25 protein-coding genes are annotated in these 24,538 nt (G+C 38.8%); 8 read left to right on the plus strand and 17 right to left on the minus strand.

The genetic code is table 11. The features are described 5' to 3' along the window. Window positions 1–30: 30 nt before the first annotated feature. The 4 genes from J1G40_RS01275 to J1G40_RS01290 all read right to left on the minus strand — a co-directional run bounded on the left by J1G40_RS01275 (window position 31) and on the right by J1G40_RS01290 (window position 4,673). Window positions 31–1,029: a vWA domain-containing protein gene (locus J1G40_RS01275; RefSeq protein ID WP_265240456.1), complete on the minus strand. Its 999-nt coding sequence runs from the start codon at window positions 1,027–1,029 to the stop codon at window positions 31–33. Next, window positions 1,030–2,691, minus strand: coding sequence for a BatD family protein (locus tag J1G40_RS01280; protein WP_265240457.1), 1,662 nt, complete (start codon window positions 2,689–2,691; stop codon window positions 1,030–1,032). It abuts the gene before it with no gap. A 5-nt stretch (window positions 2,692–2,696) separates the two neighbouring features. Continuing rightward, the gene (locus J1G40_RS01285; protein WP_265240458.1) at window positions 2,697–3,563 is read right to left on the minus strand and encodes a DUF58 domain-containing protein; all 867 of its coding nucleotides are present in this window, start codon (window positions 3,561–3,563) and stop codon (window positions 2,697–2,699) included. A gap of 108 nt (window positions 3,564–3,671) precedes the next feature. Then, window positions 3,672–4,673 (minus strand): AAA family ATPase, encoded by a 1,002-nt coding sequence (locus J1G40_RS01290; RefSeq protein WP_265240459.1) that lies wholly within the window; start codon window positions 4,671–4,673, stop codon window positions 3,672–3,674. 175 nt (window positions 4,674–4,848) lie between these two features. Between J1G40_RS01290 and J1G40_RS01295 the strand changes: the two genes are divergently transcribed. The 3 genes from J1G40_RS01295 (at window position 4,849) to J1G40_RS01305 (ending at window position 7,706) form a co-directional block, all read left to right on the plus strand. Next, window positions 4,849–5,709, plus strand: a complete 861-nt coding sequence (locus J1G40_RS01295; protein WP_265240460.1) for an aldo/keto reductase — start codon at window positions 4,849–4,851, stop codon at window positions 5,707–5,709. Window positions 5,710–5,732: 23 nt separating this feature from the next. Beyond that, entirely contained in the window at window positions 5,733–6,488 is a 756-nt protein-coding gene (locus J1G40_RS01300; RefSeq protein ID WP_265240461.1) for an SDR family NAD(P)-dependent oxidoreductase, read from the plus strand. 81 nt (window positions 6,489–6,569) lie between these two features. Continuing rightward, window positions 6,570–7,706: an ATP-binding protein gene (locus J1G40_RS01305; protein WP_265240462.1), complete on the plus strand. Its 1,137-nt coding sequence runs from the start codon at window positions 6,570–6,572 to the stop codon at window positions 7,704–7,706. Window positions 7,707–7,732: 26 nt separating this feature from the next. Here the strand turns inward: J1G40_RS01305 and J1G40_RS01310 are convergent, their stop codons facing one another. Further along, window positions 7,733–8,686, minus strand: coding sequence for a carbohydrate kinase family protein (locus J1G40_RS01310; protein ID WP_265240463.1), 954 nt, complete (start codon window positions 8,684–8,686; stop codon window positions 7,733–7,735). A 171-nt stretch (window positions 8,687–8,857) separates the two neighbouring features. Between J1G40_RS01310 and J1G40_RS01315 the strand changes: the two genes are divergently transcribed. The 4 genes from J1G40_RS01315 (at window position 8,858) to J1G40_RS01330 (ending at window position 12,939) form a co-directional block, all read left to right on the plus strand. Beyond that, window positions 8,858–9,991, plus strand: coding sequence for an SPFH domain-containing protein (locus J1G40_RS01315; protein ID WP_265240464.1), 1,134 nt, complete (start codon window positions 8,858–8,860; stop codon window positions 9,989–9,991). Window positions 9,992–10,066: 75 nt separating this feature from the next. Next, the gene (locus J1G40_RS01320) at window positions 10,067–11,149 is read left to right on the plus strand and encodes a DNA helicase PriA (protein WP_265240465.1); all 1,083 of its coding nucleotides are present in this window, start codon (window positions 10,067–10,069) and stop codon (window positions 11,147–11,149) included. Then, window positions 11,146–11,880 (plus strand): metallophosphoesterase family protein, encoded by a 735-nt coding sequence (locus J1G40_RS01325; RefSeq protein ID WP_265240466.1) that lies wholly within the window; start codon window positions 11,146–11,148, stop codon window positions 11,878–11,880. The genes J1G40_RS01320 and J1G40_RS01325 overlap by 4 nt, the downstream gene beginning before the upstream one ends. Before the next feature lie 63 nt (window positions 11,881–11,943). After that, window positions 11,944–12,939 (plus strand): acyl-ACP desaturase, encoded by a 996-nt coding sequence (locus tag J1G40_RS01330; protein WP_265240467.1) that lies wholly within the window; start codon window positions 11,944–11,946, stop codon window positions 12,937–12,939. Here the strand turns inward: J1G40_RS01330 and J1G40_RS01335 are convergent, their stop codons facing one another. The 6 genes from J1G40_RS01335 to J1G40_RS01360 form a co-directional block, all read right to left on the minus strand. Beyond that, window positions 12,940–13,473: a hypothetical protein gene (locus J1G40_RS01335; protein ID WP_265240468.1), complete on the minus strand. Its 534-nt coding sequence runs from the start codon at window positions 13,471–13,473 to the stop codon at window positions 12,940–12,942. A gap of 27 nt (window positions 13,474–13,500) precedes the next feature. Further along, on the minus strand, window positions 13,501–13,722 hold the full coding sequence (locus J1G40_RS01340; RefSeq protein ID WP_265240469.1) for a hypothetical protein: 222 nt from the start codon (window positions 13,720–13,722) through the stop codon (window positions 13,501–13,503). Window positions 13,723–14,527: 805 nt separating this feature from the next. Continuing rightward, window positions 14,528–16,081 carry an aldehyde dehydrogenase family protein gene (locus J1G40_RS01345; protein ID WP_265240470.1) on the minus strand — a complete coding sequence of 518 codons (1,554 nt, stop codon included), beginning with the start codon at window positions 16,079–16,081 and terminating at the stop codon, window positions 14,528–14,530. A gap of 101 nt (window positions 16,082–16,182) precedes the next feature. After that, on the minus strand, window positions 16,183–16,542 hold the full coding sequence (locus tag J1G40_RS01350) for a DUF1304 domain-containing protein (protein WP_265240471.1): 360 nt from the start codon (window positions 16,540–16,542) through the stop codon (window positions 16,183–16,185). Between the two features lie 7 nt (window positions 16,543–16,549). Next, window positions 16,550–17,089: a 3-hydroxyanthranilate 3,4-dioxygenase gene (locus J1G40_RS01355; RefSeq protein ID WP_265240472.1), complete on the minus strand. Its 540-nt coding sequence runs from the start codon at window positions 17,087–17,089 to the stop codon at window positions 16,550–16,552. 102 nt (window positions 17,090–17,191) lie between these two features. Beyond that, the gene (locus J1G40_RS01360; protein ID WP_265240473.1) at window positions 17,192–17,662 is read right to left on the minus strand and encodes a CAP domain-containing protein; all 471 of its coding nucleotides are present in this window, start codon (window positions 17,660–17,662) and stop codon (window positions 17,192–17,194) included. A gap of 411 nt (window positions 17,663–18,073) precedes the next feature. Here J1G40_RS01360 and J1G40_RS01365 point away from each other — a divergent pair, with 411 nt between their 5' ends. Then, window positions 18,074–18,514: a YybH family protein gene (locus J1G40_RS01365; RefSeq protein WP_265240474.1), complete on the plus strand. Its 441-nt coding sequence runs from the start codon at window positions 18,074–18,076 to the stop codon at window positions 18,512–18,514. Between the two features lie 34 nt (window positions 18,515–18,548). Here J1G40_RS01365 and J1G40_RS01370 read toward each other — a convergent pair whose 3' ends face one another. From J1G40_RS01370 to J1G40_RS01395, 6 genes are all read right to left on the minus strand, one after another. Continuing rightward, entirely contained in the window at window positions 18,549–19,598 is a 1,050-nt protein-coding gene (locus tag J1G40_RS01370; RefSeq protein ID WP_265240475.1) for an acyltransferase family protein, read from the minus strand. A 76-nt stretch (window positions 19,599–19,674) separates the two neighbouring features. Continuing rightward, entirely contained in the window at window positions 19,675–20,280 is a 606-nt protein-coding gene (locus J1G40_RS01375; RefSeq protein ID WP_265240476.1) for an HAD family hydrolase, read from the minus strand. Next, window positions 20,277–21,482: a DUF2029 domain-containing protein gene (locus J1G40_RS01380; protein WP_265240477.1), complete on the minus strand. Its 1,206-nt coding sequence runs from the start codon at window positions 21,480–21,482 to the stop codon at window positions 20,277–20,279. The genes J1G40_RS01375 and J1G40_RS01380 overlap by 4 nt, the downstream gene beginning before the upstream one ends. 16 nt (window positions 21,483–21,498) lie before the next feature. Continuing rightward, a complete protein-coding gene (locus J1G40_RS01385; protein ID WP_265240478.1) occupies window positions 21,499–22,275 on the minus strand; it encodes an SDR family oxidoreductase in 777 nt (258 codons plus the stop codon). Next, window positions 22,232–23,533, minus strand: coding sequence for an FAD-binding oxidoreductase (locus J1G40_RS01390; RefSeq protein WP_265240479.1), 1,302 nt, complete (start codon window positions 23,531–23,533; stop codon window positions 22,232–22,234). Before J1G40_RS01390 ends, J1G40_RS01385 begins: the two co-directional genes overlap by 44 nt. Window positions 23,534–23,595: 62 nt before the next feature. Further along, entirely contained in the window at window positions 23,596–24,492 is an 897-nt protein-coding gene (locus J1G40_RS01395; RefSeq protein WP_265240480.1) for a decaprenyl-phosphate phosphoribosyltransferase, read from the minus strand. Window positions 24,493–24,538 lie beyond the last annotated feature (46 nt).

Here is a 24,538-nt window from a genome sequence, read left to right on the forward strand (position 1 = left end):
TTTCTTATTAGTCAGTTCCCCAATCTTACTTTAAATAAAACTTCGGAACAAGGTATTTCTGCATACCCATTCCAGTAATAACAGAACCCCCGCTATAAGGACCCAGGGCCTGAATTTTTCTTCGTATTTGTAATATTTAAATTCTTCTATTTCGGTTTTTTCCAGTTTGTTTATTTCTTCATAAATGGCTTCAAGCTTTTCATTATCCGTTGCCCTGAAATACTTTCCACCTGTTGCTTCCGCAATATCTTTTAGTAATGCCTCATCTAATTCTACCGGCCTCATTCCGTATCGAAATGATCCATCCGCATTATAAGCAATCGGCGATAATGCATTCCCATTAGTTCCAAGACCAATGGTATAGGTCTTGATATCAAATTCCACCGCCAGATCCGCTGCGGTCTGGGGCTCTATAAACCCTGAATTATTTACACCGTCTGTAAGCAGAATAATAACTTTACTAATTGCTTTACTCTCTTTTAGTCTATTGACTGAAGTTGCCAGGCCCATTCCAATAGCGGTTCCGTCATCGAGTTGACCATAGGTAATTTCCCTCAGGGCATTTAAGACAATAGACTTGTCGCTGGTGATGGGTGTCTTAGTGTAACTTTCCCCAGCATAAGCCACCAGGCCGATCCTGTCATTGGGTCTTTGTTGAATAAAATCAGCAGCCACTTCTTTCAGGGCAGCCAGCCGATTTGGTTTTAAATCCCGGGCTAACATACTGGATGAAACGTCTATTGCCATAACAATATCAATTCCCTTTGTAGTTTTGGTGCGGGTAGAAATATCTTCTGTTTGAGGGCGTGCCATGGCAACAATTATTGCAGTTAATGCCAACAGTCTCATAGCAAAAAGCAGCGGTTTTAATTTTGGCAATATTTGCTTAGTAGTAAATCCTGTGATATTCGAAATTTTTAAGGAAGCTGTTTCTTGCTTACGTTTAAATAAATACCATAGCAAAGCCAGAGGAAGCAGCAATAGCAACCAAAAGAATTGTGGATTTGCAAATTCGATATTCTCTAACATTTACACCTGTGTTTTTACATCGACCGATTTTAATATGCGGTCAACTATTTCTTCCGCATAATTATCTCCATCTGGCCAGGTTAGGATAATTTGCTGTTGAAATCCGTTTCCACCAAATAAGAGGATGGTATATTGTCCTTTTACCAACTCCTCGGAATCCGGGATCGCAAACTTCCCATTTCCGTAAACTTTAATCCCGGTTACCCCCGTAAGGGTGGTAAATTCTTCTTGTTTGGTAATTATATTTTTAGCACCGCTTTTTTCAAAATTCTGCAAAAGCAATTCTATGGCTTGTGCAAAATCTGGCTCTGTTTGTTCGGCTAATAGCGTAGAACTGGTACCTATATTAAACAGTCCCTTTTCGTTACTATACTTAAATGTGTGCAGCTCCTTAATCTTAGAAGAGACGTCTGGGGGTAATTTAGCTTTATGCCTTACCAGCACTGCAGGTGTCTCCAGGTTTATGGGAGGATAACCATATGAACTACTTACCCATTCTTGCTCTAATAATGATTTATTTGGATGTCCAAGAATGGAATCTTTTACATAGTTAAAACCGTAATAAGATGTTGCCAAAGCCCCGGCAAAAACAATCAGAGCCAATATACTGGCAGCAGCTATATAGATTTTTTTTCTTCGGTTTTTACGTGCAAGTTCGTCCTGGTATTCCTTTTGTTCCAGCAATTCTTCTTCTGTCGGTTCAGGAAGCGCCTCTTTGGTCTTAATTACTATATTCTCTACAGCCACTCTGTCCTTTTCTGCAACTGATGTGGCCGGTTTAGACCTTGCAAACTTCACTAAATCTGCAGTTTGAAGTATTTTTTTAAACTGTGTTATGGTGGCCTCATCAAGCCGTAATTCTCCAGCATCTTTCATCAGTTCAAGCTTCTCTATTAGCTGATTTGTGGTGCTTTCCATGGCCGAAACATGTGCATCTTCTTCCAGATACGACCTTACTATTGCGGTAAGTTCAGAATAGTACTTTTTGTATTCATCCTGGATGAGGTATTTGGAGTTTTCCAGGCGTTTTAATTCCAGTAGAGCCCTGTCATAGGGTGGTAATAGGGCTTCCTTTTCTTCTTCAGTCATCGGTTTTTTACGAAGAAAAAACCAATAGACCAACCCCCCTAACAAAAGGAGTGCAAGAAAAACCCATAGGAGTCGCATCCATAATTCTGCATTGTTTTTATCCACACTAATTAGCGGCTTAATATCGAACATTTTCTGGGTCAGGGTGTCTACCGGTACTGTGGCAACATTTACAAACATGGAGTCCGTAAAATACCCTTTGCCATTAATTTCTATACGTTGTGCGGGTAATTTATAAGCACCAGAATCAAATTGGGTCAGGGCATATATTTTTTCAAGGGTAAACCTGTCCCTCTTGCGCGTAGTATCTGTTTTAAAAGCTTCGACAGTCTCCAGCGGAGAAAAAGTCTGACCTTCGGGAAAAATTACCTGGGCGGTTGAATCTGCTTCTACGGTAACCTTAAACTTTATTTGTTCACCAATCTTAATAAAGGTCGTATCGACCGCTGAGCTGACGGTAGGATTTTTTTGAGCTGACAGATGTAAAGTAGCTAAGCTAAAAAGGCATAAAAAAACAGTTCGTGAAAAATCACGAATCTGAAAATTTTTATTTTTCGCTTTAAAACTTACCATTTTAGCTATCCTCTTCTTTTAAAATAACCCAGAAGCTTTTTTACATAACTTTCATCTACCCTGCAGCTGAGTGTACCACAACCAGATTTTTTGAAGGTCTCCTCAAAATAGGTTACATGTTCTCTGTGGGAGGCTCCATACGACATTCTGACTTTTTTAGATTGCGTATTCACCAACCGGATAGCACCGGTTTCTGCATCTTGCATCTGAACCATTCCCAGGTTGGGCATGCTTTCTTCCCGGTGGTCAAATACCCTAATTCCTGTTACATCGTGTTTATTACCAGTGATCTTCAAATTCTGTTCATAACCTTCGGTAATAAAATCTGAAAGCACAAATACGATGGCTTTCTTTTTCATGACGTTCGAAAGGTATTTCAATGCGCCGGCAAGATCTGTCTTTTTGCTATTTGGTTTAAATTCTATCAATTCTCTTATGATCCTCAGAACATGGCTTTTCCCTTTCTTGGGAGGAATAAAGAGTTCCACCTCATCTGTAAAAAGGATCAGGCCTACTTTATCATTGTTCTGCATTGCAGAAAAAGCTAAAGTTGCCGAGATTTCCGTAATAATTCCTTTTTTAAACTGGTTAACTGTTCCAAAGAGTTCGGAGGCACTTATATCTACCAACAGCATCATGGTAAGTTCTCTTTCCTCTTCAAAAACTTTTACATAGGGCTCATTATAGCGGGCCGTTACATTCCAATCTATCGTACGAACCTCGTCTCCGAACTGGTACTGTCTGACTTCACTAAAGGTCATTCCTCTTCCCTTAAAAGTAGAGTGATATTCCCCACCAAAAATATGGTCGGAAAGACGGCGTGTCTTTATCTCTATCTTGCGAACCTTCTTAAGTAACTCTTTAGTATCCATCGTTTCAGTAATCTGTCCCGATATTATCGGAATAAGTGAACAGTAGTTAGTGATTTAATATTGAACAGAAGCGCATTGCGTTTTTGCCGTTACTAACTGCCGACTGGCCTACGGTACTTCAATTTCGTTTACGATTCGGTTGATAATTTCTTCGGAAGTAACATTTTCGGCTTCGGCCTCATATGTTATACCCACTCTGTGTCGGAGCACGTCGTGGACAACAGCTCTAACATCCTCAGGAACCACATAGCCTCTTCGTTTTATAAAAGCATAACATTTAGCAGCATTGGCAAGATTAATACTTCCCCTTGGTGATGCCCCAAAACTTATTAGTGGTTTAAGTACGCCAAGCTCATATTTTTCGGGATAGCGGGTAGCGAATACAAGATCCAGGATATATTTTTCAATTTTTTCATCCATATATACATCCCTGACCGCTTTTTGAGCAGCTAATATCTGCTTTAGAGTTATTACTGGTTTAACAGCTTCATGGGCGCCCTTTAGATTTTGACGGATGATCAATTGTTCCTCATTCATTTTAGGATAGTCGATCACTGTTTTAAGCATAAACCTATCTACCTGGGCTTCGGGTAAAGGATATGTTCCTTCTTGTTCGACAGGATTTTGCGTGGCCATCACCAGAAATGGCTGATCCAGTGGAAAAGTTTCATCACCTATTGTTACTTGCCGTTCCTGCATAGCTTCTAACAAGGCCGATTGTACTTTGGCAGGAGCACGGTTAATTTCATCTGCTAAAACAAAATTTGCAAAAATGGGACCCTTCTTGATAGAAAAGTCGTTCTCCTTCATATTGTAGATCATTGTACCGACCACATCGGCAGGTAAAAGGTCTGGAGTAAATTGAATTCTGCTAAAACTACCCTTAACTGCACTTGCAAGGGTATTAATGGCCAGAGTTTTGGCCAGTCCGGGGACCCCTTCTAATAAGATATGGCCCTGACCAAGTAAACCAATGAGCAAACGTTCTAGCATGTGTTTCTGACCTACGATTGCCTTATTCATCTCCAACATCAGTAGGTCTATAAAAGCGCTTTCCTGGGCAATTTTCTCGTTCACTGCGCTAATATCTACAGTAGCGTTTTCTTCCATAAATGTTTTTTAGTAATTGTGTTTCAATAAGTTGGTATGTTAGTAAGGCGCAAATTGAAAATTTATTTATTTAATGGCTGTTAATGATTGGTTAAAAATTGCGCCTGGACCCTAAGTTTTATGAAGGATTTAAGGGATTTATTTTTAATTTCACAAACTTACGCAAAACGGAAATATGTATTCGAAAATAATTGCAGGAACAATGACATGGGGAAGTTGGGGAAAACAACTGTCCAAAATTGAAATGGTTAAGTTGATGAATCATTGTTTGGAGGCAGGGATCAGCACATTTGACCATGCTGATATATACGGCGGTTATACTAATGAAGCGGATTTTGGAATGGCGTATATGGATAGCCAGATCCCAAGAGAAAAAATACAGTTAATCAGTAAATGTGGGATTCAATATGTTTGTGAGGCCAGAGATAATAAGGTAAAGCATTATAATTACTCAAAAGATTATATTATCTGGTCCGTGGAAAACTCCCTGCGCAATTTACAAACGGAGTATTTGGATTTATTTTTGCTCCACAGACCTAGCCCTTTGATGCAAGCAGAGGAAGTTGCCGTGGCCATAGCGCATTTGAAGTCAAGCGGGAAAATTAAGGAGTTTGGGGTGTCTAACTTTACACCTTCACAGATTGCCATGATAGAGAAAGCCCTTCCGGTAGAAGCTAACCAGGTAGAATTCTCACTCACCGCAGAGGGTGTTATGTACGATGGTACTTTAGACGATACTATCGCTAAAGGAAGAACGGCTATGGCATGGAGCCCCTTAGGGGCTTATTTCAGGGAAGATAATGAACGGATCAAGCGTATAAGGGAGCAAATAAAACCATTTGAACAGAAGTACAATGCCGATGCAAGCCAGTTATTATTGGCCTGGATAATGCATCATCCCAGCAAGATACACCCTGTCGTCGGGACAACAGATCCCGGGAGATTGAAAAAAGCTATGGAAGCGGTTGAAATCCAGTTGGAATTGGAAGACTGGTTTGCACTCTTAACAGCATCCCAGGGGCATAAGGTACCCTGAGAACACCAAGTAATGATATAGAAATGAAAAAAATCGCATTAATTACCGGAGCTACCAGTGGTATAGGAAAGGCCACTGCTGAACTTTTTGCAGATAACGCTATTGATCTTATTTTATGTGGTCGCAGACAGGACAGACTGGATGAATTACGGGAAGTACTGGGAAAAAAAGTGAAGGTTCATACTTTAAGTTTTGATATTCGCGACAGGGCGGCTGTTCTGGAGGCAATTGGTTCGCTGCCATCTGCATTTAAACCCATTGGGATTCTTGTAAATAACGCAGGTAACGCTCATGGCCTGGACCCTATAGACCAGGGGAACATAGACGATTGGGATGCCATGTTGGATATTAATGTAAAGGGACTTTTATACATATCAAAAGCCATAATTCCTGAAATGATTAAAAATGGTTCGGGTCATATAATTAATATAGGTTCTACGGCCGGGAAAGAAGTGTATCCCAGGGGCAATGTGTATTGTGCCAGTAAGCACGCTGTAGACGCCATTAATCAGGGGATGAGAATAGATCTTAATGAACATGGAATACGGGTTGGGGCTGTTAATCCAGGCCTGGTAGAAACCGAATTCAGTGATGTTCGGTTTAAAGGAGATACAGAACGGGCAAAAACGGTATATAAGGGATTTCAACCTTTATTGGCTGAGGATATTGCGGATATCATCTTATTTGTGATCACCCGTCCGTATCATGTAAATATTGCAGACCTGGTGGTTATGCCCACGGCTCAGGCAAGCAGTACCATTGTTAAAAAGGAACTGTAGCCTTCGACCTATTGCACTACTGATTTATTGTAATTAGCTTGTTACGTCCCCGAAGTTGGCAATCTCTAAAATTAACTGGTAATGATTAATAAACGACTTCTCGTAAAAAACTTACTCGCCCACAATGACGAGAACAGTTTTTATGATAAGAAGCGGTTTATCAATATTGGCCAGAAAGAAGGGAAGGCTAAATTCCTAAAGCATGTTTGCGCCCTGGCTAACAGCAATCCCTACAACAATTCATATATAGCCATAGGGGTAGAAGATGAGGACAATACTATAGTAGGGGTAGATTTTTTTGATGACAGTAAAATTCAGAATCTGGTAAATGCCTACTTGGATAATCCACCACGTATCGCCTATGAGAATATTCCTTTTCCACACTTGCCTGAAGGTAAGGTAGTAGGCCTGGTTACAATAACATCCAATGGGAAAGTGTGTGCCCTTCGAAAAAATATTTGGAAATATTATGGAGGCTCTGTATTCTTTAGAGAAGGGAGTATAAGCCTTCCTAAAGCCTATGATATTGAATTAAAAGATGTTAATTCTAAAACGGTCGCGACCATAGAGCAACATGCAAGGAACAATATAGAATTAACATTAGACGGGGTTATAGATTTTATCAATCACAGGCATAAGGACCTAACCAGTAGTTATAAAGTATTTAAAGAACAATTTGTTATTTGCTGGGCGGGCAATGAGAAAAGGGTGAAAGATCAGACGTACTATTCCAGAGTGGATATAGAGCTGATAAATGAACAGGTGAAATTGTTTTATTCCACTCTGGACGAGATCACAATTACTATAGATGAAGGCTCTTTTAATATTATTGAATATGTTCAGTTGGGCCTTGGAAAACAACTGAATTACTATCCTCTTGAGAAAGTGTTTATTTCCTTCAGCGATAATGGGAAATATAAGATTAAAAGCGACTTAATATTTGAGCCACCTCAGTTCGACAAAAAAACACTTCACCATATTTACAATGCTAATAATTCTCTCCTGAATAAGTTAAATAAAGGAATAGCATTGAAAACCACAGAAAAATTAGACCTGCGGCAATTACCGGCGACTTACCTGATTTGTTTTTTAAACGGCTTTGAAGAAGCCAAGGATAAAATGGATATGGCAAGACCAGTATTGAAGAAATACAATAAAGGGATATACGAGTCGCTAAAAGAATCGCTCCGGATATTAAGGAAAGTGAAGTACAGTTAATGCGGGCCAATAAACTTAGCAAAAGTTCACCCAAGAACGTCTAATACATCTTCCCTGGTAGGTAATGAAGCAATTGCTCCGTAATTGGTGGTTGTAATAGCCCCCGCAATATTTGCCTTTTTTACCATATCTAATAAGCACTTATGGTCTTCCATAAGTTGATCGGTGGAATCCAAAGCAGCTATTTGCTTCAGCAGGCATCCGATAAAGGCATCTCCGGCCCCAGTGGTATCCACAGGAGTAACGGCTATACTTGGAACAATTTCTTCGGTATCCGGGGTGCTGACCAAAGTGCCTTCTGCACCAAGGGTTATCACAATGATTTCAGTACCTAAATCATGGAAGTAATTGCATGCCTCGGAAAGATGCTCTTTCCCGGAAAGTAATTGAGCTTCCTCTTTGCTGAATTTACATAGATGAGATTTTTCAATGAACGGCAAACATTTTTTAATAAAACTGGCTTCATTGGCTTTCCACAGATCTGTTCTGAAATTCGGGTCGAAACTTATAAAGGTATCATGGGTAAGAGCATCGAATAAATACCTGCCATAGGCCTCCTCCAGATTACCACCCAATAGGGCGGTTGCGGCACCCAGGTGTAGTATGTTTCCATCAAAATTTCCTTTTATTGAAGGATCGTATTTTAATTCCCTGTCCGCACCACGGCTGAAAACAAAGTCTCTTTCTCCTTCCTCGGTTAAGGAAACAAATGCCAGAGTAGTAAAAACATCAGAACGCTGCGCCAGGCTAATATCTACCCGGTGATCTTCTAAAATCTGAAGTAGAAACTGACCAAAAGGGTCCTTGCCAACACATCCTATAAAATTGCTTTTTCCACCTAATTTGGCAATTGCACAAGCAACATTAGCAGGAGCGCCCCCGGCCTTCTTGGTAAATTCCGTTGCTTTAGAAAGGTCTGCACCCTGTTTTTCTGCTACAAAGTCGATCAGCGACTCCCCTAAACAAAAAACTTTTTTCATTTTACTATTGGTAATAAAGGATCAATAGCGAATTTACAATGTTTCTCTTAATCTGCTGCCTTACTTTCCCTCTAATATGATTTTGTTGTAAATAGATACAAATCGGTTAAAACTCTTTGGTACGTTTTTAAGAAATTAGTACCTTCTAAAAAATTATAAAACACTAAGCACATGGGACTATTTGACGAAATAAAAAAGAAGTTAAGTCATGAATTCATAGATATTATTGAATGGCTTGATGACTCTGAGAATACAATCGTTCACAGGTTTGAACGGTATCAAAATGAAATTAAAAATGATGCAAAACTAATTGTTCGCGAAGGACAAACTGCGGTTTTCGTCAATGAAGGACAATTGGCAGATGTTTTTACCCCGGGCACCTATACCCTAAGCACTAAGAACCTACCCATTTTAACTACATTAAAGGGATGGAAATATGGTTTCGACAGTCCTTTTAAGGCTGAGGTTTACTTTGTAAATACCAGACTTTTTACCGATGAAAAATGGGGGACCAAGAATCCTGTAATGCTAAGTGATGAAAGGTTTGGTTTAACAGAGATAAGAGCATTTGGCACCTATAGTTTCAGGATAAGCGATGCAGGCAAGTTTGTTGTAGATGTAGTTGGTACAGATGGAAATTTTACGAACTATGAAGTGAATGAGCATCTAAAGAGTTTAATTGTTACAAGGTTTACAGATACCGTAGGTGAAGCCAATCTGCCTCTGGAGTTGTATGCGGCTAATACCAGTGAATTGTCTGAGACATGCCAGGAAGTAATGCAGCCAGAGTTTGGTCGTGTGGGGATTGAATTAGAGAAATTCTATATAGAAAATGTATCAATGCCGGAAGAACTTAAAAAAGAGATCTTTGAATATAGCAGATTGGATAAACTGGATATGTCTAAACTCGCACAGTTTAAGGCGGCTAAGGCTATGGAAGCCGCGGCTAAGAATGAAGGAGGAACTGCTGGTGCCGGCATGGGTATGGGTATGGGCTTTGTATTGGCTCAACAAATGGGAGGACTAATGGGACAGGCCACAATTGCCCCTCAGGCAGCGGTGCAAACGGGAGCAGCAATGCCACCACCGATGCCTGCCCAGGTGCTATATCATTATGCTGTGAATGGCCAACAATCGGGGCCGGTTACCTTTGATAAATTAAAAGAGCTGTTTGCTAACAGGACCATCAACAGGGATTCTCTTGTCTGGAAGCAAGGTTTACCCAATTGGATAGCCCTAAAAGATGTTGATGAACTTAAAGTTTTTTTAGGAGGGAGTACACCACCACCATTGCCCGCATCTTAATAGAGGACAATACATTTTACTGAATACTCAGCTGGTTTTCCTGGCCAGGAATTTCTGGGGACATCAATATTTTACATGGAAGAAACCAAGCAATCGGAAAAGAAGAAATCCTGCGCAAGTTGTGGAGCGGAATTGAAATATAAACCGGGGTCACATCAGATCAACTGTGAATATTGTGGTTATGAGGAGTTTATTGAACAGGCCAAGAGTAGTTTTGAAGAGTTAGAGTTGCAACACTATCTCAAAGTGGTTGGAGATAATGCCTATACCGACACCATTGATCTTTTACATTGCAAAAACTGTGGCGGCAATCAGCATGTTGAGGAGAACTACAAGTCCCTGCACTGCGTTTATTGTGGAGAACCACTAATCCGGGAAGATATAGAAAGAGAAGGCTGGATTACTCCAGGAGCACTGATCCCTTTTCAAATTGATAATAGCGGCGCGAGAAAAATATTTAAGAAGTGGGTGAGTAGGTTATGGTTTGCGCCCAATAAACTTAAAAGAGCTGCCCTGGATCCGGAAGGGATTCATGGGCTATATGTGCCCTATTGGACTTTTGATGCCCAACTATATGCTTCTTATCAGGGAGAAAGAGGTGATTATTATTATGAGACTCAAACCTATCGAACCAAAGAAGGTACCCGAACCAGGCAAGTTCGGAAAACCCGGTGGTCTCACGCGGCTGGTAGCGTAGATGGGTTTGTTGACGACATTTTGATTAATGCTTCTGAGAAAAAACAAAGAGAAATTCCTTCTGGTATTTCGCACTGGAATATCAAAGAGCTTGCACCTTTTAATTCTAAATACCTTTCCGGATTTATCACTGAGAAGTATACAATTCCTCTAAAAGAAGGACATCATAAGTCTTTTCAAAAGGCTAAGGATATAGCATATTCCTGGATCAGGCAAGATATTGGCGGAGATACCCAACGCATACATCATGCAGATATTAAATTGTCGGATGAAACCTTTAAACACGTATTGCTACCTGTATATATTAGCTCCTATAGTTATAATGGAAAGAAATATCAGTTTTATATCAATGGGCAAACCAGAGCTATTCACGGGAAAAGACCTTACTCTTTTTGGAAAATCTTCTTTTTGGTACTCTTTATTGTTGCCATTGTTGTGTTAATTTCGATTTTTGCAAAATGAGTTCAAAAAGAACCCTTGTTGTTGGTGATATTCATGGAGGATTGCGTGCACTGGAACAGGTTTTAGAGCGTGCGGCATTTAGTGAGGAGGATCTCTTGATTTTTCTAGGGGATTATGTGGATGGCTGGAGTGAAGCCGCAGAGACCGTAAATTATCTTATTCAAATAAAAACTACCCATAATTGTATTTTCCTCAGAGGTAATCATGATGAACTTTGTTACGATTGGTTAAGTACGTGGAAAGACAATCCATTATGGTTTCAACATGGTGGAGAAGTAACTATGGACTCTTATTTATCTGTAGATCTTGAATTGAGGAAGATACACTTAAACTTCTTTGAACAATTACAGAATTTTCATTTGGACCAAAAAAATCGTCTGTTTTTGCATGCTGGATTTACAAATATCAAAGGCGTACACTACGAGTACTTTTCCAAGAGCTTTTACTGGGATAGAACTTTATGGGAAGTAGCATTATCTTTAAACCCCGGAATTCCTGAGGACGATTACAGGTACCCAAAACGATTATCGCATTACAAAGAAATATACATCGGTCATACTCCCGTAACCAGAATAGGAAAAACTGTCCCTGTAAATGCGGCAAACGTTTGGAATATAGATACTGGTGCCGCATTTATGGGCCCGCTGTCCTTGATAGATGTGGATACCAAAGAGGTTTGGCAAAGCGATGCTGTACATACCTTATACCCCGGAGAAAAGGGGAGAAACTAAAATAAACTACCATTTCGTCATTAATTGAGTATTTTATTGACGAACTTTGTAAAAAACACAAGGATGTCTACAAAAAATATCAGGCTTGAGGTAATGCAAGCTATTGAACCCAAAGTTGAGGGTTATATGGATTCTTTTCTTATTCCGATTGAAGACATATGGCAACCCAGTGATTTTCTACCAGATTCGGAGAGTGACGGATTTATGGATCATATCCACCAGATCAGAGAAGAATCTAAAGAACTGGGATATGATTTTTGGGTTACGATGGTAGCTGATACAATCACCGAAGAAGCATTGCCTACTTACGAATCCTGGTTGATGGACGTTGAAGGAATTAATCAGCATTCTGAAAAACCCAATGGTTGGTCTAAGTGGGTTCGGGCTTGGACTGCAGAAGAAAACAGGCATGGTGATGTATTGAGTAAATACTTATATCTCTCTGGAAGAGTTAATATGCGAGAAGTAGAAATTACTACGCAACATTTAATTAATGACGGCTTTGATATAGGAACAGACAGGGATCCTTATAAAAACTTTGTATATACTTCATTTCAGGAATTGGCCACTAACATTTCACACAAAAGGGTTGGACAAATGGCCAAGAAAAAAGGCAATGTTTTATTGAGTAAAATGTGTACCATAATTGCCGGTGATGAAATGAGACATCATCTGGCCTATAGAGAGTTCGTCAAAACAATTATGGACCAAGACCCTAATGGGATGGTCCTGGCGTTTTCGGATATGATGAAAAGAAAAATTGTAATGCCGGCACACTTCCTGAGGGAATCTGGTGGGACCATAGGAGAAGCTTTTGAATCCTTTTCAAATTGTGCACAGCGCTTAGGGGTATATACAGCAAACGACTATGTTGAAATTTTAAGAAAGCTCAATGCTTATTGGGATTTAGGTGCTTTAAGAAACTTGTCCGACGAGGCCGAAAAGGCCAGAGATTACCTGATGAAATTACCAGACAGACTTCATAGAATAGCCGAAAGGATGAAATTTCCTGATGAGCAATACCAATTTAAATGGGTGGAGGCCAATGGAATGCTCTGATCAGAGTTTTCCATGCTTATGTTTTTCCTGCCATTGATGCAGATCTTTCCACTTGTTTTCATAACACATTTTAGCCTGCATGGGCCAAGAGGCCGGATCGTGTATTTGATATTTCGCTCCGCCAGAATCTAAAACTTCCTGACATTTGGCAACAGATGTATCAGAAAGCGCCTTCCAGGTTTTTATGTTATAATTATGGAACAAGCCTTCAATTTTAGGGCCAATTCCTTCAACAACTTTAAGATCGTCTTCTTTTACCCGCTTCCTAAATGCAGCCCTGGCAGCTTTGGCATCAAAGGGAATAGAAGTTGCCGCGTAAGACGACATTTCTGCCGCTCCCGAAGTGAGCTTTTGATTGCATACCGCCAATTCTTCCTCTAGTTTTGCATTTTTTCCTTCTAGTATTTTTAAATCTTCAGAAATTCTTGCCGTATTACTGCCGCCTTTTCCCAAAAGATATCCAAATACTGCGCACAATATTCCTACAAGGAGAGGAATCAGCCAGCACCAGATGTTAATATTTTCAATATCCATATGTCTACTATTTTTTTGGTTAAGAAATTAACTGAGGCTTATTTTAAGGTGTAATTCGCCAAATTTATTACCATCTGTAAACCATTCAGTAAGGGCTAAATCAGAAGTTATCGGTTCTGTGCTATTTATAACCTTTGCCGTAGCAGTCTCATTGCTATTTAAACAGCTGCCGCAATATGAAATGTAGAAGTATATCCCGGCGAGGATAACGATTATGATACCAAGCACGTTAGTATTGGTTTTAGTCATCGTTAGAAAAGGTTGTTGTTGCGTATACAATGTATTAAAAAAATCCTAAATCCCCCGCTAAAAGGACAGCTTTATATCTTACTTATCAGGTAGTTAAGCGAAAAATGTCTTTATTAATTGAGGGTAAAAAGCTATAACAGTTAATAACCTTTTTATTGCCAGTTATACAGTTTTTGGAACCAATTACACTTTTTGTTATACGACTTATGGAATTATGTTAGAATTTAGTAGTAAGAAAAATAAAGCCCTATTTCTCCCGACAATGATCCGGCATTGAAATGGGGTTTTACCTCTTTTTTGCAATATTTGAATTAGTTTAGTTTGGTTAGTTTGGAAGAAACCCGCTGGCACGTTTGTGACAGGGGGTTTTTTAATTTAAGGGTAAGAGCCATAATAGGATAATTTCCAGTTATACATCAACATTATCCAATCATATAAAATTTGTGTCCAATTGTACATTCAGAACAACTTAATATCTTATTAAAGATTATTTTAGTAATAGCGCTGTTAAGAACAACGAGAGGAAAATGAAAATGAGGTCTATTAAAAAGAGATTTTTGAACTTACTGAGGTTCGTTTGTATGATTGTTGTTCTGGGAGTTCAAACGCTGCTTCAGGGAAGTTGGACCGCAAGTGAAATAAAGGTCATTGGTTCAGATAAGCGTTGACATAAAGGTAAAATATAACGAAAGAGGGTGATATTAAAATTGCCTGGATAAATTTAGTAACCCGCTGTAGATTAGGGCTTGTTTTTCGGGGGAACGAACAAGATTTAAAAAACAGCGGTTTTTTTATTGTTACAAGATTATAAATCAAATTTTATCCCCTGAGCCAAAGGCAGCTCAGTGGTATAGTTTATTGTATTTGTTTGCCTCCTCATATACACTTTCCAGGCATCGGATCCCGATTCTCTTCCACCTCCGGTTTCTTTCTCACCGCCAAATGCACCACCAATCTCTGCCCCTGAAGTACCAATATTTACATTGGCTATACCACAATCGCTTCCTGCAGCGGATAAAAACCGCTCTGCTTCCCGCAAATTATTTGTCATTATAGCAGAAGAGAGTCCCTGAACAACTCCATTTTGGAGAGCAATCGCATTTTCTACCTCCCCTTTGTATTTAAGTAAGTAGAGTACCGGCGCAAAGGTCTCGTGTTGAACAATTTCAAAGGAGTTTTCGGCCTCGGCGATTGCGGGTTTTACATAACAACCACTTTCATACCCCTCTCCTTTGAGCACTCCTCCTTCAACAATCAGACTGCCGCCTTCTTCCACTACTTTTTCTAATGCCGCTTCATACATTTCAACCGCGTCAACATCAATTAATGGACCAACATGGTTATTTTCATCCAAGGGATTTCCAATACGTAGCTGCTGGTAAGCAGCTATTAATGCTGCCTTGACTTTATCATAAATAGATTCATGAATTATGAGCCGCCTTGTAGAGGTACACCTTTGTCCGGCCGTTCCAACTGCTCCAAATACTGCTCCTATAACGGTCATTTTTATATCCGCTTCCGGAGTTACTATAATTGCGTTATTACCTCCAAGTTCTAGTAGTGACTTTCCTAATCTGGCTGCCACTGCCTGAGCTACGATTTTCCCCATACGGATAGATCCTGTAGCAGAAATAAGTGGTACACGCTTGTCTGTAGTCATATATTCACCAACCTGATAATCTCCGTTGATGAGACATGATATACCCTCTGGCAAATCATTTTCTTTAAATACCGATGCTGCGATGTTCTGGCAGGCTATTCCACACAATGGTGTTTTTTCAGAAGGTTTCCAAACACATACATCTCCACATATCCATGCCAGTGCCGTATTCCATGCCCAGACAGCAACCGGGAAATTAAATGCAGAAATAATACCTACTATTCCCAAGGGATGGTATTGTTCATACATTCTATGGCCAGGTCTTTCAGAATGCATTGTCAGCCCGTGTAACTGACGGGAGAGGCCTACTGCGAAATCACAGATATCTATCATTTCCTGGACTTCACCCAAACCTTCCTGATAGGATTTGCCCATTTCGTAGGAAACCAATTTTCCCAGAGGAGCTTTCAACTCGCGTAATTTCTCCCCGAACTGACGAACAATTTCCCCGCGCTGGGGTGCTGGTTTCTTACGCCAGAATTGAAAAGCTTTTTGGGCAGCACCTATTACTTTTTCATAATCCTCTCTTGAAGTTCCCTCAACTTTTGCAATTAATGCCCCGTCTACCGGGGAATAGGAAGTTATCAATTCTCCTGAAGAGAAGTAGTCCGAACCTGTTGAGGTTCCTTTGTTAGTTTCTTTAATACCTAGTAATTCTAGGGCCTCATCAATTCCAAAATCGGTTGCAACTACTGACATTTTATAACGTTTTAAAGATGTATTGTTAGATTTTTTGTAAAGCTACAAATATTCATAATCATCTGCCTTGTGGAACAAGATATGTTCTTATGAATTTAAAATTATAACAGGATTAGCACAATTGTGATGAGGGCTGGAAGTGCCTGTACAAAGAAGATCTTTTTATCTGCAGAAATTGCACCATAAATTCCGGCAATAGCTACACAGGAGAGAAAAAACAAGGCAACATTATTACTCCAGTTAGGGTCACTTATGAAATACGTCCAAAGGAGGCCAGCGGCCAAAAATCCATTATAGAGACCCTGATTGGCCGCCAGAGGTTTAGTGGGTTCAAACAATTCGGAAGGGAAACTTCGAAAAACTTTTCTCCCCCGTGTAGTCCATGCAAACATTTCGAACCACATAAAATAAAGATGCAGGGCGGCAACAAAGCCAATTAATACTTTTATCAGAATTTCCATTTAAATACTATTCTTTAGCTGTAAATCTATCATCTACTTCCATTACAGAGCCACAATTATCACAGGTTCTTAATGCCTCAGATCCATAGAAATGTTCAAAGTGCTTTAGAAAATCTTTTTCAATATCTTCCAGGGTAAAATAAGCCTCATAAAGTTTATGGTTGCAGTTGTCACAGAACCATAATAGTCCGTCATCTACTTCCATATCTGCCCTCTTACGTTCAATCACCAAGCCAATAGACCCGGGATGACGTACAGGAGAATGGGGCACTTTGGCCGGATGAAGATACATGTCTCCCGGCCCCAGCTTCATGGTTTTCTTTTGCCGGTCTTCCTGAATATGAATCTCTATGTTTCCCTCCAATTGATAAAACAATTCTTCGGTCTCATTATAATGGTAGTCTTTCCTGGCATTTGGACCTGCCACGACCATTACGATATAATCACCCGATTCTTTATATAAGTTCTTATTGCCCACAGGAGGCTTGAGCTTATCTCGGTTTTCTTCTAACCACGCATTCAGATTGAAAGGGGGTTTAATAAACATGTTTCTCAGATTTTAATAGCGTTTTAAATTGTTTAAATGGTACCTCCAAAATTAAACAAAGAAAGAGCGCTCCTAAAGATAAGAAAAGAATAAAAAGGGGAACTAGCGATAAAACAGTTGGGTGTAATAGAAATTCCCGGCAGGATCTTTTTTTACGCTAACTGCGGTATGCGTAAAATCACCTTCCATTGTTTTACGGTGATCAGAACTCGCTAGCCAGTTCTCAAAAGCCCCATTAGCCGAATCATAATCTTTGGCTACATTTTCGGCGACATATTCTGCAGAGGTTGCAGATGATATACTTGTTGCCCTGGCAGTGAAATTATCGTGATTAAGACTTCCTTTAGAAATCATATAGTCGTTATGATTATTTGCATGTTCGTAAGCTACAGCACTGAATTGCAAGGCAGGAAAACCCAAAGAAGCCCTGTGCGTATTTACAATACCCATCAGTTCCTGTTCTATTTGAACCGCGTTTTCAGCATTCGGAATATCTGTATCTGGAATCGCCTCTTTACTGCAAGAGCTCGCCACTAATACAAATAAAACCGAGACAGCATAAAGCAATCTCATTTTCATATAATGTTCTATCTGCTAAGTAGGAAGAGAAGAAAGGGGTGTTTCTCGTAAATAATTGATCCCGGGGAATCAAGCAGGTAATATTAAAGAAAAAATGAGCAATGTCCATTAAAATCCAGTTATTTTCGATGAACTGCCACATTAATTAGAAATCTTGTAATATTAACAGGCCTTAATTCATTTTTGGGGCATATTCTCCTACAAAAAAAGATCAGTAAATGCGGGCACAAATGAAAAGCTTCACTTATCATTTAAATTGCATGAACTCAAATCGATTATCTTCACATGGACAAATAAGATTTAATTAATATTTAAGAACGCTGACTTTTTAAAGACATTTTGGTTTATATACTTATGGCTTTATAACTATATCTAAATAATTGGACTTTAAATAAACACTTAGACATGAAAAATATTCTACTGACACTTATGACCTGCTCAATGATAACCTTTACTGTATGCTCTCAGGAAGAAGTGGAAACGATCGAAAAGAATGCAATTATATCCATAATGATGCAGCAACAGAAAGATTGGTCTAATGGTGATCTGGAAGGATTCATGGAAGGCTACTGGAAGAGCGATTCTCTTAAATATTTTGGCAGCAAAGGGATTAGCCTTGGTTGGCAAAATACCCTGGATAATTATAAGAAGGGGTATCCGACAAAGGCGGATACCGGCACTCTTAAATTTAAAATCGAGGACATTTCAAAAATAGGAGAAGGGTCTTATTTTGTTATGGGAAGATACCATTTGAGCAGAGAAATAGGTGATGCAAATGGAGTGTTTATGATCATTTTTAAAAAGATAAACGGGCTTTGGAAGATCATAGCAGATATGAGTTGCTAACTACTGAATGGCGTAAAAGGAAACATGCTATTTACTAGTATCCGGTTATATTCTGAGAATACTTAGGAAGCATCTTTTTTACTAAAATGGCGACTAAGGCTCCAGATATCAATAATAGTATTAGAATAATTATAAATGCCACCCAGGGGTAGGAGAAATGAACTCCTAAATAAACTTTTAGCCTCAACAAGATTTGTATTATATAACCATGTACAAAATAGATGACAAAACTGGTAGAGGAGATAATATTTACGTATTTGTTGTCGAACCTTTCAAATCTGTGTAACCATATTAGAAAGAAAAAACAGAAAGAGGTTTTTTGAAGATATAATAAATCAATGCCATTAAATTCAAAAAAATCTTTGTAGGAACTGCCAGTACTTCCATTTAAGGCAGGAATTACTAAAAGAATCAGACTAATAAATAAAAAATAGAATTCCTTCCCCTTCAACCTGGCGTAAAGCACTTCTTTATACTGTGAACAAATGATGCCCAAAAGGTAGATAGGAGAGTAGTAAAAGAAATAGTGAAAAACAGATAACTTTCCTGCCAGCGGACGGTGTATAAACAAGGCACAAATATACCAGACAATTACGATCACTAACTGCACTTTTATTCGCTGTTCTATAAACTTTTTATGTAGAGGAAATAGGGCAAACGTCAGCATTGCAAAAGGGATATACCAATAGGCGATCATGTGATCTCCGCTGAAGTAATAGGCGAAAAACGGAATAATATAATCATTAAAAACACCGTCATTTCCCAAATTTAAATAGTTCCTCCAGTACTCTGGTTCCGATTTTATCTTTAGCACTATGGGCAGGATAGAGAAAATAGTATAAGGAAGTAACAGCCTTTGCACTTTTTTACCAAAAAAAGTGCTGATTCTGTTTTTTTGGTAAAACACATGATAGAAAAGGAACCCTGAGATAAAAACAAAATTAGCAGTACTGCCGGTAAAAAAATTGTAGATGGCCTGCCCGGTAAAAGTATTAAGATCTATATCCGAAACATAGAAAATATGAGGGGCAATAATAAAAGTTATGGCCAGTGCCCGGTAAATATTAATTGAGTTTAAGTACATTTCGTTTGGTCAGTTCATTCAGGATTGGTGATCAAGCATTTTATCTTTGCTTTAATGGTAAAAGCCGCAATCTAACTTACTTAAAGTAGTTGTAAAAACTTTTATTGCCCAAAAGAAGCATTTCTCTATCACCCCTGCTGTCTCCAAAAACACTTATTGTTGCATAATCTGATAAATTATATACCGTTTTAATTCTATTCACTTTTTCAATTCCATAGCAGTTTTTTGTAGCAAACTTACCTGTCAAATAGCCGTTTTTTACCTCTAATTCTGTCGATAACAAATTAAACCCCATCTTTTCAGACCAGAACTTCAAGTAGCTCTTAAAAGATGCTGATACCACTACAATGGTATGGTCCTTCTTTTCCTGTCTTATAGCAGTAATGTAATCTAAGAAACTTGTTTTTATAATCCCGGGAAGTTCTTTCTTACTATAATCAAGGCAAAGCCTGTCAAATTCTTCAAAGGGCATTCCTTTGAAGTGGAAAGAAAATAATTTTGTTTTTGCTTTTTCGTTAGAATACAATTTTAATTTCATCAGAATTACATAGGGAAAGATGTACATATAACCACGAAGTACTTGCCAGCTGCTTTTTGAAAAGGATAGAAAATGAAGCAAGCTATCCTTGTTCGTTATTGTGCCGTCAAAATCGAATAAATACAGTTCCTTTTCTCTGGTCATTGATTTAAATCTGAATTAGTTAATCCAGTGGAGCGACTCTTTACTATTACAAAGGCCGATATTATGAATAGCATCATGTTTAAAGCAATAAAAACTAAGCCAAATACAGGGCCGAAATGATCTATAGGATGTATTCCTATATCTATATTCAGAAGGGATCTGAGTAATTTAGGAACTATTGGATAGATCCAAAAATATGCCGCAAGTGATAAGACAATGGTCCGGTTTCTTTTTGAAATACCAGGATGAGAAAATGCTATGAGCAGTGGAGCCAAAAGCACTACATAATCGTATTGCAAATGAAATAATATTGGGAAACACAGCAATAAAGCTGAAATAATAATAAGACGTTTATCGGGCTTGTATATAAAGCAATAAATTGAAAAAGCACCATATACCAGAACAGCGCCAATAGAGAAAAAGTTTATACCCAAGAATGACGTATTGCTATGGGTTAACCTGAATAATGTAAGGAGGTCCGAATGTCCATGCCCACTGGTATACATAGTAGCCACTTCAAACGGCAAGGCAAGAGATTCCAGGAAACCTATATCAAATTGAAATGCAAATAGTAAGGCAAAAAGCAGGTTGATTGCAAAAGCTCCAATGGCTTCCTTATAGTATCCTGCCAGAAAAAAGCCCAGCAATATAGGCAGCCCCAGAGAATATTTGGAGAATACCAGCGAGAGCATTAATAATAAAAACCAACTTTTTTTTCTGAAGACCCAGGCCAATGAAACACAGCACAAAATAAAAATGGATATCTGACCCTGGTATAAAGTATTGGCAAAATTACTGCCAATCAGCATTAGGCTGGCAATTAGTAGTACTTTGTAAACTTTTATTTTCTCCCAGCGGACAAATGCATAAAGGGTATAAATAAAGCATCCAACATTAAACATAAACCATACAATTTTTGATTGTTCCCAATCAAAATATGTCAATGGGAATAGTATATAATAAAGGATATGTGCATAATTAGGGTAAGCCGTCAGAAACCAATCAGAAGTAGTCAATGCCGCCATATACGGATTAGTTCCTTCCCATAACAATTTTGCCCCATACCATTGAGCATCTCCCCCTGCATTCAGATACATTAGCCGGTAATAAGCATATACCAAATTCAGGAGCAGTAAGGCGGCAAAAATGGCATACCACAACCATTTGTATTTTTCTAAGTTAGTTTTATTAAATATTGCCATTGATAAAGAATAATGATTAGATACTCATCTTTTTAAATTGCCATTCCGGAATGTATCGTATTGCAAGCATTATCCAACGCCATATCCAAATGGTGTATACTACATTTTTTTTGTTTTTTTGGGCCTTATAAATATCATTAGCTACTTGTTGAGGGGTTCCGGTTAATTTCTTTGGGAGGTCCAGCCCCTCTGTCATTTTGGTAGCCACAAAGCCTGGTTTCACTGTAATCACGTGTACTCCCGATTCGTAGAGGCGATTTCTGAGGCCGGAAAGGTAGGTGCTTAAAGCTGCCTTTGCCGCACCGTAAATAAAGTTCGATTTACGACCCCGGTCTCCTGCAACCGAGCTAATACCGCATATAAACCCTGATTTTCTTTCCTCAAAATCTGCAGCGATAATATTAAAGAAACTGACAATTCCGGTAAAGTTGGTAGCTATTTGCTTGCTTGTTTCAGCAAAGTCGTTTTCTGCTTTCTCCTGATCTCCCAAATACCCCACTGCAGAGATAACACCTAAAGGTTTTTCCTTTAAATTGTCGTAAAATATTTGGTGCGAAGTATAGTCAAGAATGTCTAGCTCCAGACATGCTACCTTGCAACCTAATCTTATTTTTATATCGCTTGCAAATTCATCCAGGGCACTGGCGTTCCTCGCCGCCAGATACAAATTAAAGCCCTCTTCGGCGTATTTTCTGGCAACGGCTTTTGCAATATCACTTTTTGCTCCTATAATGAGGATATAACTATTCTTAGATTCCAAGGCGTTTTGATTGTATTGAGTTGAACTTTTCATGCATATTGTATTTTCTTCTAAGCTTCCGGAATACTTCTATTCTCGGATATCCTTTTTCAAATGTAGCCTTACTAACTCTGGCATCTTTGGCCAAATAAATGCGACCACCTTTGTTAATAACAATTTCATCGAGTTGGTCTAATAACGGGAACAACCCCTTTTCTATTTTAAAATCGAGGGCCAGACTATACCCCTCTATTGGAAAGGACAAATAATTTTCGTTCTCTTTACCATATAACTTCAATACAGACAAAAAGGATCCTTTTCCAGAATTGGCAATAGTCTTTAGAATCTCCTCCAAACCTTCAAAACTGTTCTTTTTTGGTAAGATAAACTGATACTGGGTAAAACCGTTTTTTCCGTAAATGCGGTTCCAGTTATTAATGCTATCTAAAGGATAAAAGAAAGTATCAAAATCTACCCGCTGCTCGGAAACGCCGGCTTTAACTTTCCCGTAATAAAATGCATTGAACAGTTTTACACTAAGTGTGTTTAAAACAAACGATGGAAAATAGAAAGGAATATTGAGTTTCTTTTTAGGGACAAAATCCAGTTGTCCGTCATCGGAAAAATCCCCTACCATTAGCAAAGATCTCCCCATTCGTCCTTTTTTAGCCAGACAATCTATCCATGCAACAGAATAAGGCTGATCTTTATATTTTTCGAAGGCCTCAAAAGTCTCTTTAAGATTTTTAGTTTTAATTGTTTTTTGATCAATATACCTGGATCTGATTTTTTTGAGATAAATTTTGGCATCCACAATAACCCCGGTAAGGCCCATCCCTCCGCAGGTTGCTCTGAATAAATCAACATTCTCTGTGTTGCTGCAACTAACAATTTCTCCGCTTGGAAGTAATAAACTCAACATGGCTACAGACTCACTAAAACAACCTTCTACATGGTGATTTTTACCGTGAATATCACTTGCTATGGCCCCTCCAACGGTTATTAGTTTTGTTCCGGGGCTAACTTTTAGAAACCAGCCACGCGGCACCGAAAATTCCAGGATATCAGATAGAAGTGCACCCGCCTGAATATGCAGGAGTCCCTTTTCTTCATCAAAATTTAGAAAGTAATTTTTTGGTTTGATGCAAACTACATTGTCATTCAATGCACTATCACCATAACTTCGGCCATTGCCATAGGAAATTACATCATCTACCTCATTGAGAAGTGCCTTTAATCTTTCCGTTTCAGAAATCGTTACTCTGGAAGCAGCAACTTTTGGATAGTTTCCCCAACTTTTAGTATTACTCATTCGCATTTAATCTCTGTTGCTCAATTTTTTTTGAAACAAATTTCACTTATTGATTAGAATAATCAGAAATAAATTAAAGCAGCAAAATGAAGAATCCATCCCAATATAACTGCAATTAAAAAAGAATCTTTGAGCACCAGATCAGTGGGGGATCCACTGTTGTTTTCCAACAAGCTCAATTGCATATACCTCAATACTCCTAAGATAACATATAGGGCTGTCAGGTATACGTACTCACTATCAAGTCTTTGTACTACTTCGGTAGAAGTGGTGTACAAGATATATGCTACAACGGTTACCGAGGACATGATCATCATTGCCCCTTCTACAAATTTTAGGTTGTAGTCCTTAATTACTTTACGCATTTTTTGCTTGGTCTCCAGGTAGATTAATACCCCATCCCTTCGTTTCGCCAGGGCAAGAAAAAGTGCCAATAGGAAGGTCATAATTACAATCCATTGAGATAAAGGGGTATCTGTTACAATGGCACCAACAAAAATTCGTAATACAAATCCTACTGCAATAATGGTTACATCAAGAATGGATACATGTTTAAGAAAGAAACTATACAATATATTTAGCACCAGGTACAGTCCAAGGATACCTAATGCGTGTAACGAGAGATAGCCCATGGTCAAAACTCCTGTTACAAATAACAAAATCATGAGGACTATTGCTGTTTGTAAAGAGATTGTACCGGCCGCTAAAGGGCGTAATTTTTTTTTGGGATGTAACCTGTCTTCTGTAATATCGCGAGAATCATTGAGGATGTAAATAGCACTCGCACACATAGAAAATGCCAGAAAAGCAAAAAATAGCTTTGTGAGTTGCTGCAGATCTGAAAATTGCCCTGCAAAGAACAATGGCATAAATATGAATAGGTTCTTTATGTAATGTTTTGGCCTTAAAAGCTTCAAAACTTGCAGGAAAGTGGCTGGGGTTGTATTGGTTTCGGGCATTGTATTTTAGTTTAAACAGGGAACGCGCAGCACAAATGTCGTGTTT

The sequence above is a fragment of the Muriicola sp. Z0-33 genome (assembly GCF_026126425.1).
Lineage (GTDB): Bacteria > Bacteroidota > Bacteroidia > Flavobacteriales > Flavobacteriaceae > JAFMPW01.

What these genes read in the sequence shown, in the direction of transcription:
- J1G40_RS01275 (WP_265240456.1), bottom strand. Translation starts at nt 1,029, where the DNA reads ATGTTAGAGAATATCGAATTTGCAAATCCACAATTCTTTTGGTTGCTA.
- J1G40_RS01280 (WP_265240457.1), bottom strand. Translation starts at nt 2,691, where the DNA reads ATGGTAAGTTTTAAAGCGAAAAATAAAAATTTTCAGATTCGTGATTTT.
- J1G40_RS01285 (WP_265240458.1), bottom strand. Translation starts at nt 3,563, where the DNA reads ATGGATACTAAAGAGTTACTTAAGAAGGTTCGCAAGATAGAGATAAAG.
- J1G40_RS01290 (WP_265240459.1), bottom strand. Translation starts at nt 4,673, where the DNA reads ATGGAAGAAAACGCTACTGTAGATATTAGCGCAGTGAACGAGAAAATT.
- J1G40_RS01295 (WP_265240460.1), top strand. Translation starts at nt 4,849, where the DNA reads ATGTATTCGAAAATAATTGCAGGAACAATGACATGGGGAAGTTGGGGA.
- J1G40_RS01300 (WP_265240461.1), top strand. Translation starts at nt 5,733, where the DNA reads ATGAAAAAAATCGCATTAATTACCGGAGCTACCAGTGGTATAGGAAAG.
- J1G40_RS01305 (WP_265240462.1), top strand. Translation starts at nt 6,570, where the DNA reads ATGATTAATAAACGACTTCTCGTAAAAAACTTACTCGCCCACAATGAC.
- J1G40_RS01310 (WP_265240463.1), bottom strand. Translation starts at nt 8,686, where the DNA reads ATGAAAAAAGTTTTTTGTTTAGGGGAGTCGCTGATCGACTTTGTAGCA.
- J1G40_RS01315 (WP_265240464.1), top strand. Translation starts at nt 8,858, where the DNA reads ATGGGACTATTTGACGAAATAAAAAAGAAGTTAAGTCATGAATTCATA.
- J1G40_RS01320 (WP_265240465.1), top strand. Translation starts at nt 10,067, where the DNA reads ATGGAAGAAACCAAGCAATCGGAAAAGAAGAAATCCTGCGCAAGTTGT.
- J1G40_RS01325 (WP_265240466.1), top strand. Translation starts at nt 11,146, where the DNA reads ATGAGTTCAAAAAGAACCCTTGTTGTTGGTGATATTCATGGAGGATTG.
- J1G40_RS01330 (WP_265240467.1), top strand. Translation starts at nt 11,944, where the DNA reads ATGTCTACAAAAAATATCAGGCTTGAGGTAATGCAAGCTATTGAACCC.
- J1G40_RS01335 (WP_265240468.1), bottom strand. Translation starts at nt 13,473, where the DNA reads ATGGATATTGAAAATATTAACATCTGGTGCTGGCTGATTCCTCTCCTT.
- J1G40_RS01340 (WP_265240469.1), bottom strand. Translation starts at nt 13,722, where the DNA reads ATGACTAAAACCAATACTAACGTGCTTGGTATCATAATCGTTATCCTC.
- J1G40_RS01345 (WP_265240470.1), bottom strand. Translation starts at nt 16,081, where the DNA reads ATGTCAGTAGTTGCAACCGATTTTGGAATTGATGAGGCCCTAGAATTA.
- J1G40_RS01350 (WP_265240471.1), bottom strand. Translation starts at nt 16,542, where the DNA reads ATGGAAATTCTGATAAAAGTATTAATTGGCTTTGTTGCCGCCCTGCAT.
- J1G40_RS01355 (WP_265240472.1), bottom strand. Translation starts at nt 17,089, where the DNA reads ATGTTTATTAAACCCCCTTTCAATCTGAATGCGTGGTTAGAAGAAAAC.
- J1G40_RS01360 (WP_265240473.1), bottom strand. Translation starts at nt 17,662, where the DNA reads ATGAGATTGCTTTATGCTGTCTCGGTTTTATTTGTATTAGTGGCGAGC.
- J1G40_RS01365 (WP_265240474.1), top strand. Translation starts at nt 18,074, where the DNA reads ATGAAAAATATTCTACTGACACTTATGACCTGCTCAATGATAACCTTT.
- J1G40_RS01370 (WP_265240475.1), bottom strand. Translation starts at nt 19,598, where the DNA reads ATGTACTTAAACTCAATTAATATTTACCGGGCACTGGCCATAACTTTT.
- J1G40_RS01375 (WP_265240476.1), bottom strand. Translation starts at nt 20,280, where the DNA reads ATGACCAGAGAAAAGGAACTGTATTTATTCGATTTTGACGGCACAATA.
- J1G40_RS01380 (WP_265240477.1), bottom strand. Translation starts at nt 21,482, where the DNA reads ATGGCAATATTTAATAAAACTAACTTAGAAAAATACAAATGGTTGTGG.
- J1G40_RS01385 (WP_265240478.1), bottom strand. Translation starts at nt 22,275, where the DNA reads ATGAAAAGTTCAACTCAATACAATCAAAACGCCTTGGAATCTAAGAAT.
- J1G40_RS01390 (WP_265240479.1), bottom strand. Translation starts at nt 23,533, where the DNA reads ATGAGTAATACTAAAAGTTGGGGAAACTATCCAAAAGTTGCTGCTTCC.
- J1G40_RS01395 (WP_265240480.1), bottom strand. Translation starts at nt 24,492, where the DNA reads ATGCCCGAAACCAATACAACCCCAGCCACTTTCCTGCAAGTTTTGAAG.